Here is a 10,080-nt window from a genome sequence, read left to right on the forward strand (position 1 = left end):
CACGCTCAGGTGGACGCCACCGCGTCCCGGTGCTTGAGCTTCGCCATTCGCCCGTCCGGGTGGTGCCAGACGACGCCTTCGAACTCCGGGTGCGCGCGCAGCCAGGTCATCAGCCCGTCGAAGTCGCGGGGGACGTCCTCGAACTCCTCGGCGGTCGCGTGCGGCACCAGCCGGTGCTCGCCCAGCCGCTCCGGATCGCCGTTGACCTTCGGGCCGCACAGTTCGTAGGTGCCGGGAACCGGCGCGGGAAGCCGGTCGCGGGCCTCGTCGAAGAACTTCGCGAACGCCGACTGCGCGACCGGCTCCCAGCCGACGGTCTTGCCGGTCGCCGGGTCGGTCTGCACGGGCTCGAACCCGGCCGGCGCGGTCTTGCCCGCCTTGACTTCGCGCCGCGCCCACCAGGCCCCGGACTCGTCGAGCCGGACGCAGGTGCCGTCGTACTTGCGGGTCGGCGCGCCCTCGCCGTCGAGCACCCACTGGCACGCCGGGTGCACTTCGCGGGTGACGCGCCGGAGGTCGCCGGGGTCGCGCCGGAACAGCGTCGGGATCTTCTGCATGCTCCCATCTTCTCCGGCCTGGCAACCGGAAAACCCCCGCCCGGCGAACCGGACGGGGGCTTCCGAACGAAGAACTACTTCCGCTTGATCATGCTGCGGACCTTCTTGATGGTCTGCTCGAAGTCCGAATCGAACGGGTTGTCGTGCACGAGGTACGTCCACGTCGTGTTCGCCCGCCGCACGCCGGCGTCACCGAGGTCGATGCCCTCGTCGGTCAGCTCGGCCTCTTCGAGCGTCTTCGCCGCCCGTGAGTCCGCCTCCGCGATGATCTTGTGGAACTCCGGGATCGCCGCGCGGTGGAACTCGTCCAGCGGCGTCTCGCGCGCCAGCGCCCGCAGGTGGATGCTCTCGCGGACGTCGGTCAGGTACGCCAGGTGGTCCGACCACAGCTGGTCGATGTGGAACAGCAGCACCTCGCGGCACATCTGCTCCAGCTTGTCCTGGTCGTCGAGCTTCTCCTTCAGCTCGCCGAACTTCTCCGGGTGCGCCTTCTCCAGCTGCTCCGCCGCGTACGCGGTGCGAAGCACCTTGTCGCGGTGCACCAGCAGGTCACGCCGCTGCCGCTCGATCAGCCGCGTGTAGCGCCAGGTGTTGCGGTGGATCTCCAGGTCGACGCCCTCGGCGACGCGCTGTGCGTGGTTGAGCTGCCGCAGGGCCGCCGGGTCGGTGATCTCGCCGGTCTCCTCGTCGTCGGTGATGCCCTCGGGCACGTCCGGCGCGTTCGACAGCACGAGTTCGTCGTTCAGGCTCGCGAAGAAGATCGCGCTGCCCGGGTCGCCCTGACGGCCGGAGCGGCCGCGCAGCTGGCCGTCGAGGCGGCTCGACGGGTACCGCGCGGTGCCGATGACGTGCAGCCCGCCGAGCTCGACGACCTCGTCGCGGTCGGCGCCGTCGGTGCCGCCCAGCCGGATGTCGGTACCGCGGCCCGCCATCTGCGTGGACACGGTGACCGCGCCCTTCTTGCCGGCTTCGGCGATGATCGCGGCCTCTTCGGCGTCGTTGCGCGCGTTGAGCACGACGCACTCGAGGTCGACCTTCGCCAGCTTTTCGGCCAGCTCCTCGGACTCGGCGACGTCCTGGGTGCCGACGAGGATCGGCCGCCCGGTCTCGTGGACCGTGCGGATCTCCTCCTCGATCGCCCGCAGCTTCTGCGACGGCGAAGCGAAAATCCGGTCTTCGAGGTCCTCGCGGATGTTCGGCGTGTTCGGCGGGATGACCGCGACCTCGAGTTCGTAGAACTCCCGCAGCTGCTCGGCGACGGCGACCGCGGTACCGGTCATGCCTGCGACCTCCGGGTAGCGCGCGAGCAGCGCCTGGACGGTGATCGAGTCCAGGATCTCGCCGCGGTCGGTCGCGGTGACCTGCTCTTTCGCCTCGACGGCGGCCTGGAGGCCGTCCGGCCAGCGCTGCAGCTCGGCGACGCGGCCGCGGGCGGCGTTGATGAGCTGGACCTTGCCGTCGCGGACCAGGTAGTCGACGTCGCGGGTGAGCAGCGCGTGGGCGTGCAGCGCGACGTTCACCGCGGGCAGCCGGTCGGACGCCGTCTCGCCGTAGAGGTCGTCGACCTCGAGCCCGAGCGACTTCGCGACGACGGACGCGCCGGCGTCGGTCAGCCACGCGTTGCGGCCTTCGCTGTCGGTCTCGTAGTGCAGGCCGAGACGCAGCCGCCGGACGACCTTCGCGACCTCTTCGTCGGCGTCGGTGTGGTCGATCGAGCCGGCCATCACCAGCGGGACGCGGGCCTCGTCGACCAGCACCGAGTCCGCCTCGTCGACGATCGCGACCTCGGGAGCGGGCTGGACGAGGTCGTCGACCGACGTCACCAGCCGGTCGCGCAGCACGTCGAAACCGATCTCGGCGACGGCGCCGTACGTGACGTCCTTGGCGTAGGCCTCGCGGCGCTCTTCGCGGGAGTGCGCGGGCTCGACCCAGCCGACCGACACGCCGAGCAGGGCGTACACCGGGCCCATCCACTCGGCGTCGCGGCGGGCCAGGTAGTCGTTGACCGTGACGACGTGAACGCGCTTTCCGCGGAGGGCGTAGCCGGCGGCGGCCAGCGCACCCGCGAGGGTCTTGCCCTCACCGGTCTCCATCTGCACGACGTGCTTGGTGAGCAGGCCCATGGTGCCCAGCACCTGCACGTCGAACGCGCGCTCGCCGAGTGCCCGCCGCGCGGCCTCGCGGCCCAGCGCGCACACCTCGATGAGCTGCTCGTCGCCGAACGCGGTGTCCTTCAGCTTCTCGCGGAGCTTGCCCGCCCGCTCGGTCAGCTCCTCGTCGGAGAGCTTTTCGAGCTCGGGTTCGAGCTTCTCGACCGCGGGCAGCAGTGCTTCGTAGCGGGTCAGCTCGACGCTGCCCGGCCGTTGGATGATCCGGCGGAGCTTCTTGCCCACCCGGCTGATCAGTGCTGCCACCCCTGGTCTCCCGTTCTCTCTCGCTCGACCGGCCTCCACCACCCAACGCGACGGTGGTGCGTTCGAGTTCCGCGGCCGGATGGGACGATCCAACCGTGTTCCCTCATCCCAGCGCCAGGTCCGGTCGTCGCCGGATCACCGCAATTGCGACATCCGTGCTGATGACGGCCTCGCTGGCCGCCTGCACGTCCACCGGATCGGCGGTGCCCGCCCCGACGACCGAGTCGCACCCGCCGTCCGGGCCGGTGCCCGCCGGGCTGGAGCGGTTCTACGGCCAGAGCCTGGCCTGGGCCGACTGCGCACCTTACGCGACGTCGGAAGACTCGCGATCGGCGTTCCAGGCGAAGGACGTCCAGTGCGCGCGGCTGACCGTGCCGCTGGACTACGCCAAGCCGGCCGGGGACACGATCACGCTGGGCCTGCTCCGCCACAAGGCCACCGGCGACCGGATCGGCTCGCTCGTGATCAACCCCGGCGGCCCGGGTGCCTCGGGCATGGTCGCCGCCGCCGGGCTGGTCAAGCCGGTGACGAGCAGCGGCCTCGGAAAACGCTTCGACCTGGTCGGATTCGACCCACGGGGGATCGGCGCGAGCCAGCCGGCCATCCACTGCCTGACCGACTCCGAGCGCGACGCCGACCGCGCCGACGACAGCGAAACGGACGGCTCGCCGGCGGGCGTGCTGAAGCAGGAATCGCAGGAAAAGGACTTCGCCGCGAAGTGCGCCCAGCGCACCGACGACGGCACCGGGATGCTCGCCAACGTCGGCACGCGCGACGTCGTGAAGGACCTGGACGTCCTCCGCTCGGTCCTCGGCGACGAAAAGCTCACCTATTTGGGCTACTCCTACGGCACCCGGATCGGGTCGGCGTACGCCGAGGCGTTCCCGAAGAACGTCCGCGCGATGGTCCTCGACGGCGCGGTCGACCCGGAGCAGGACGCGGTCGAGTCCCTGGTCGCGCAAGGCCAGGGTTTCGGGACGGCGTTCACGCAGTTCGCGAAGTGGTGCACGGCCCAGCAGGACTGCGCGCTCGGCGGGGACGCCGGGGGCGCGGTGAAGGCGTTCCAGGACCTGACCCGGCCGCTGATCGACTTCCCGGTGCCGGTCGGCGACGGCCGCAAGCTCTCCTACGAGGACGCGACCACCGGCGTCATCCAGGCGCTCTACCAGGAGAGCCTTTGGGACACCCTCAACTCGGGCCTCAACGAGCTGAAGCAGCAGCGCGGCGCGACGCTGGAGAAGCTCGCCGACATCTACAACGAGCGCGACTCCGACGGCAAGTACGGGACCACGCAGGACGCGTTCACGGCGATCCGCTGCGTCGACGACCCGCGCGTCACGGACCCGGCCGTCATCCTCAAGGCGCAGGAGCAGTACGTGAAGGTGGCGCCGTTCCTCGACGACGGCCGCCCGGCTTCGGCGGCGCGCGACGCCTGCGCGTTCTGGCCGGTGCCGAACACCTCGGAGCCGCACGTGCCGAACGTCGAAGGGCTGGCGAAGACGCTGGTCATCTCGACGACCAACGACCCGGCGACGCCGTACCAGGCCGGCGTCAACCTCGCGAAGGGCCTGAAGGGCGCGCTGCTCACCTTCGAGGGCACCCAGCACACGGTGTTCCTGCAGGGCGTGAAGTGCGTGGACCAGGCGGGCACGGATTACCTCGTCGACGGCACGCTGCCGCCGGACGGGACCCGGTGCTCGGGGCAGTGAGCTAGGCCTGCTTGGTCAGCGACAGCTCGATCATCACCGGGCTGAGGTGGTTGTCCGGCGGCGGGATCTGCACCCACAGCCGGACGAACCGCCGCGGCTCGCTGTCGGAGACCCACACCTTGACGGTGAGGTCGGCGTCGATCGGCGCGAGCACGCCGTGTGCCACCGCGGCCGGCACCCGCCCGGCGACGCGCAGCGCGGGCGCGCCGTCGACGTTCTCGCGGCCTTCGGTCTTGGCGTCGGTCACGCCGTCGAGCAGCCGCTTCAGGCCGCCGTGCGGGCCGAGGAACGCGCCGACGCGGTAGGCGTCGGGCAGCGAGTCCTGCCCGTCGTGGACGTCGAACGGGAACTTGGTGTGCCCGTCCCCGTCCTGGACGTCGGCGGTGCCGGTCGCGGTCCCGCCCTCGTCCAGGGTCGCGTCGCCCTCGATCTGGCGGAGCGGGAAGCCCGGGAGCACGCCGTTGACCCCGGCCGCGAAGTGCACGCTGCGCACCGAGGCGAACGACGCCGCCGCGGCGTGGACCAGGTCGGACCCCGCCGGGAACGGCCCGCGCGTGTCGGGCGATCCGGTGCAGCCGGCCGGCAGCAGGAGCACGAGCAGGAGGGCGAGGCGGCGCATCCCCGAAGCCTACTGATGGCCTGATCCTTGCGGAGGATGTCCTTCCGGCCACTTTCGGCTCTCCGCGCGCGCGGAGAAACTGCCTGGGTGACTGTCGAAACCCGTCCCGCCCCGAAGCTGCACCGCGCCTGGCTGATCGCCGGTGCCGCCTTCGTCGCGCTGCTCGCCTCGGCCGGCTTCCGCGCCGCTCCCGGTGTCCTCATCGACCCGCTGCACGAGGAGTTCGGCTGGTCGCGTGCCACGATCAGCTCGGCCGTCTCGGTCAACCTCGTGCTCTTCGGCCTCTTCGCGCCCTTCGCGGCCGCGTTGATGGACCGCTTCGGCATCCGGCGTGTCTCGGCGACGGCGTTGTTCGTGATCGCGCTCGGCGCCGGCGGCACGGTGTTCATGACCGCGAGCTGGCAGCTCGTGCTGTGCTGGGGCGTGCTGGTCGGCCTGGGCACCGGCTCGATGGCGATGAGCTTCGCCGCGATGGTCGCGACCAGGTGGTTCGTCCGCAGCCGTGGCGTCGTCACCGGCGTCCTGACCGCGGCGGGCGCCACCGGCCAGCTGATCTTCCTCCCGCTGATCGCCAACCTCGCGGTGGGCTCGGGCTGGCGGACGGCGTCGCTGGTGATCGCGATCGCCGCGCTCGCCGTCGTCCCGGTGGTCCTGCTGGTGATCCGCGACCACCCCGCCGACGTCGGCACCACGGCCTACGGCGCGCCGGCCGGCGCCGAGGTCGCGCGCCCGGCACCGAAGACCGGCTCGGCCCGCCGCGCCCTCTTCGTGCTGGGCCAGGCCGCCCGGACCCGGACATTCTGGCTGCTCGCCGTGGGCTTCGCGATCTGCGGCGCGACGACCAACGGCCTGGTCGGCACCCACTTCGTCCCCGCGGCGCACGACCACGGCATGCCGCAGACGACCGCGGCGGGCCTGCTGGCGCTGGTCGGCGTCTTCGACGTCGTCGGCACGATCTTCTCCGGCTGGCTCACCGACCGCGTCGACCCGCGGATCCTGCTCGGCGTCTACTACGCCCTGCGCGGGCTCTCGCTGGCCCTGCTGCCGCAGCTGTTCACCGACTCCGTGCAGCCGAGCATGTGGGCGTTCATCCTGTTCTACGGCCTCGACTGGGTGGCCACGGTCCCGCCGACGGTCGCGCTCTGCGTCCGCGCGTTCGGCGAAGCCGGCCCGATCGTGTTCGGCTGGGTGTTCGCCTGCCACCAGCTCGGCGCGGCGTTCGCCGCCTCGGCCGCCGGCCTGGTCCGCGACCAGCTCGGGAACTACAACCTGGCCTGGTATTCGGCCGCGGTCCTGGCCATCATCGCGTCGGCCGCCTCGCTGGCCATCACGCGCGGGAAGAAGCCCGTTCCGGTGCTCGCGACGTGACTTCGGCATCGTCGGCGCGTCGCGAAACACGCCGTTAACACGCTGTGGTTAGGGTGCGGCCATGGATCGCCAGCAGGAATTCGTGCTCCGCACGCTCGAGGAGCGCGACATCCGTTTCGTTCGTCTCTGGTTCACCGATGTGCTGGGGTTCCTCAAGTCCGTCGCGGTCGCGCCGGCCGAGCTCGAAGGCGCGTTCAACGACGGAATCGGCTTCGACGGCTCGGCCATCGAGGGTTTCGCGCGCGTCTACGAATCGGACATGGTCGCCAAGCCCGACCCGGCGACCTTCCAGGTGCTGCCCTGGGAGACCCCCGACGGCGGCCCGTACTCGGCCCGCATGTTCTGCGACATCGCGATGCCGGACGGTTCGCCGTCCTGGGCGGACCCGCGGCACGTGCTGCGCCGCCAGCTGTCGAAGGCCGCGGAGGCCGGTTTCACCTGTTACGTGCACCCCGAGATCGAGTTCTTTCTCCTCGCGACCATGCCGGACGACGGCAGCGAGCCGGAGCCCGCGGACAACGGCGGCTACTTCGACCAGGCGAGCCACGCCACGGCGACGCACTTCCGCCGGCACGCCATCGAGACCCTCGAGGCGATGGGCATCTCGGTCGAGTTCAGCCATCACGAAGGGGCACCGGGGCAGCAGGAAATCGACCTCCGTTACGCCGATGCGCTGACGATGGCCGACAACGTGATGACGTTCCGTTACGTCGTCAAGGAGGTCGCGCTGACACAGGGCGTCCGCGCCACTTTCATGCCGAAGCCGTTCACCGACCAGCCCGGCTCGGGCATGCACACGCACGTCAGCCTGTTCGAAGGCGACCGCAACGCCTTCTACGACGCCGAGGACCCGCACGAGCTGTCGGGGACCGGCAAGGCGTTCGTCGCCGGGGTGCTCCACCACGCGAAGGAGATCTCGGCGGTCACCAACCAGTGGGTGAACTCCTACAAACGCCTGATCAGCGGCAGTGAAGCGCCGACGACGGTGTCGTGGGGCCGGGCGAACCGCTCGGCGCTCGTCCGGGTCCCGATGTATTCACCCGGAAAGGCGTCATCCCGGCGGGTGGAGATCCGTACCCTGGACTCGGCGTGCAACCCGTACCTCGCGTACTCGGTCATCCTGGCCGCGGGGCTCAAGGGGATCGAGAAGGGCTACGAGCTGCCGCCACCCGCCGAGGACAACATCTGGCAGCTGAGCGACGCCGAGCGGCGCGCCGCCGGGTACGCACAGCTACCGCAGAACCTGGGAGAGGCACTGGCCGAGATGGAGAAGTCCGAACTGCTGCCCGAAGCCCTCGGCGAGCACGTCTACGACTTCTTCCTCCGGAACAAGCGCGTGGAGTGGGACAACTACCGCAGCGCGGTCACCCCGTACGAACTCCGAACCCTGTTGCCGGTGCTCTGATGGGGCGGCGGCCGGTGTTCCTCGCGATCCTGGCCGCCGCACTCGTGCTCGTCCCCACGGCGCCCGCCGTTGCTTCGCCGAAGTTCGACCTCGACTCCGCCGACATCCCGGCGCTGCAGGCGCGGATGGCGTCGGGCCGGCTCTCGGCCGTGCGCCTGACCAGCATTTACCTCGATCGGATTCACCGGATCGACGGTAAGGTCCACGCGGTCCTGGCGCTCAACCCGGCGGCGCTCTCGCAGGCTTCGGCCAGTGACGCCCGGCGTCGCGCGCACCGCCTCCGCGGCCCGCTCGACGGCATCCCGGTCCTGGTCAAGGACAACGTCGACACACGCGACCAGTGGACGACGGCCGGCTCGCGGGCGTTGCGGAGCTATCCGGCGAAGGACGCCACGTTGATCACCCGGTTGCGTGACGCCGGCGCGGTGATCCTCGGCAAGGCGAACCTCTCCGAATGGGCGAACTTCCGCGCCGCCAAGCCGACGTCCGGCTGGTCGGGCGTGGGCGGGCAGACGAACAACCCGTACGTGCTGGACCACAACCCGTGCGGGTCGTCCGCCGGATCGGCGGCCGGGGTGGCGGCGACGCTGGCCCAGGTGGCGATCGGCTCGGAGACCGACGGCTCGATCGTGTGCCCGGCCGGGATGACCTCGACGGTCGGCCACAAACCCAGCCTCGGCTTGGTCAGCCGCACCGGCGTGGTGCCGATCTCCGCCGAGCAGGACACCGCGGGCCCGATCGCCCGCAACGTCGTCGACGTGGCCTTGACGCTGTCGGTCCTGCAGGGCCGGGACCCGGCCGACCCGGCCACCTTGACGTATCCCCGCACCCAGCCGACGGAGTACGCGAAGCTGCTCCGCCCGGGTGCGCTGCGCGGCGCGCGGATCGGCCTGTGGCGGCTGCCGGTCCTCGGCCCGGCCACCGACGCGATCATGACGTCGGCGCGAAACTCCCTGGTCAAGGCGGGTGCGACGGTCGTCGAGGTGACGTTGCCGTACCAGGACCGGCTGGCCGAACTGGAGTTCCCGGCGCTGCTGACGGAGTTCCACCGCGACATCGACGCCTACCTGGCAACCCGCCCGCGCGGCCCGCGGAACCTGGCCGAGCTGATCGCCTACAACCGCGCGGACCCGCTGGAGCGGACGTGCTTCGCGGGGCAGGAGCTGTTCGAGCAGGCACTGGCCGCGCCGCCGCCTTCGGACCCGGGGTACCGCGCCGGCCGGGCGGAGCTTTCGGACCTCGCCCGCCGGTCGCTCGACGAGACGCTGGCCGCGCACCAACTGGACGCGATCGCCTCGCCGACCAACCCGCCGGCGTGGAAGACCGACTGCGCGGTGGGCGACGACGACGTGATCCCGTCCTCGACGCCGGCCGCGGTCGCGGGCTACCCGGACGTGACGGTGCCGGCGGGATTCGCCGGGCCGCTCCCGGTCGGGATTTCGTTCATGGGGGCGAGGTGGTCCGACGCCCGGATGCTGGCGTTGGCCGCGGACTTCGAGCGGGTCGCGCCGGCGCGGGTCCCGCCCCGGTACCGGCCGAGGCTGCCGTCGTAGCGACGGGTCGCGCGTGCGCCCGGCTCGGCGCCGACCCCTCGTAGCGGTCTGTAAGCACTCTGACCTGCGGCGATGCCGTTAAGTGACCCCCCTGTTTTGGGGCGGTTCCGGGGCATGTAATCTTCTCTTCGTCGCCAGGAACACCGGGTCACACCGGGGCCGCAAGCCCCGGAGACCAGGCCGGGACGAGCGGGTTGACACCGCGGATCGGACCGGGTAATGTTCAGCGTCGGCCCACGAGCGGCCGCCGATCCTCTACGACTAAACCCGTAGGCTGAGGCATGCTCGACCAAAAGCTTGTGAATATCGCTTGGAACAACTGCCGAGGATTTAGCCGCGGATAACGCGGATGGATTCAGAGTGTGTTGCTTGAGAACTCAACAGTGTGCTAGTGAACTAAGCCAGTAGAGCTTATGTATTGAACCTCGTGTGAGGTTCCTTTGAGAGCATTAATT

The 10,080-nt window shown here is 70.7% G+C and carries 7 protein-coding genes; 4 read left to right on the forward strand and 3 right to left on the reverse strand.

Translation table 11 applies throughout. The features are described from left to right. Positions 1-5: 5 nt before the first annotated feature. Positions 6-557 carry a DUF5565 family protein gene (locus AB0M93_RS48260; RefSeq protein ID WP_364288176.1) on the reverse strand — a complete coding sequence of 184 codons (552 nt, stop codon included), beginning with the start codon at positions 555-557 and terminating at the stop codon, positions 6-8. A 74-nt stretch (positions 558-631) separates the two neighbouring features. Then, a complete protein-coding gene (gene secA2, locus AB0M93_RS48265) occupies positions 632-2,971 on the reverse strand; it encodes an accessory Sec system translocase SecA2 (protein WP_364288179.1) in 2,340 nt (779 codons plus the stop codon). 155 nt (positions 2,972-3,126) lie between these two features. Here secA2 and AB0M93_RS48270 point away from each other — a divergent pair, with 155 nt between their 5' ends. Beyond that, positions 3,127-4,680 carry an alpha/beta hydrolase gene (locus AB0M93_RS48270; RefSeq protein WP_364288182.1) on the forward strand — a complete coding sequence of 518 codons (1,554 nt, stop codon included), beginning with the start codon at positions 3,127-3,129 and terminating at the stop codon, positions 4,678-4,680. A 1-nt stretch (position 4,681) separates the two neighbouring features. Here the strand turns inward: AB0M93_RS48270 and AB0M93_RS48275 are convergent, their stop codons facing one another. Continuing rightward, on the reverse strand, positions 4,682-5,299 hold the full coding sequence (locus tag AB0M93_RS48275; protein ID WP_364288185.1) for an LppX_LprAFG lipoprotein: 618 nt from the start codon (positions 5,297-5,299) through the stop codon (positions 4,682-4,684). A gap of 87 nt (positions 5,300-5,386) precedes the next feature. On the opposite strand from AB0M93_RS48275, the gene AB0M93_RS48280 reads away from it, so the two are divergent. From AB0M93_RS48280 to AB0M93_RS48290, 3 genes are all read left to right on the forward strand, one after another. Next, positions 5,387-6,667, forward strand: coding sequence for an MFS transporter (locus AB0M93_RS48280; protein ID WP_364288188.1), 1,281 nt, complete (start codon positions 5,387-5,389; stop codon positions 6,665-6,667). Between the two features lie 61 nt (positions 6,668-6,728). Beyond that, a complete protein-coding gene (gene glnA, locus AB0M93_RS48285; protein WP_364288191.1) occupies positions 6,729-8,072 on the forward strand; it encodes a type I glutamate--ammonia ligase in 1,344 nt (447 codons plus the stop codon). Then, on the forward strand, positions 8,072-9,625 hold the full coding sequence (locus AB0M93_RS48290) for an amidase (protein ID WP_364288194.1): 1,554 nt from the start codon (positions 8,072-8,074) through the stop codon (positions 9,623-9,625). The genes glnA and AB0M93_RS48290 overlap by 1 nt, the downstream gene beginning before the upstream one ends. The last annotated feature ends 455 nt before the right edge of the window (positions 9,626-10,080 follow it).

This window comes from Amycolatopsis sp. NPDC051102, from assembly GCF_040682815.1.
Classification (GTDB): Bacteria; Actinomycetota; Actinomycetes; order Mycobacteriales; family Pseudonocardiaceae; genus Amycolatopsis.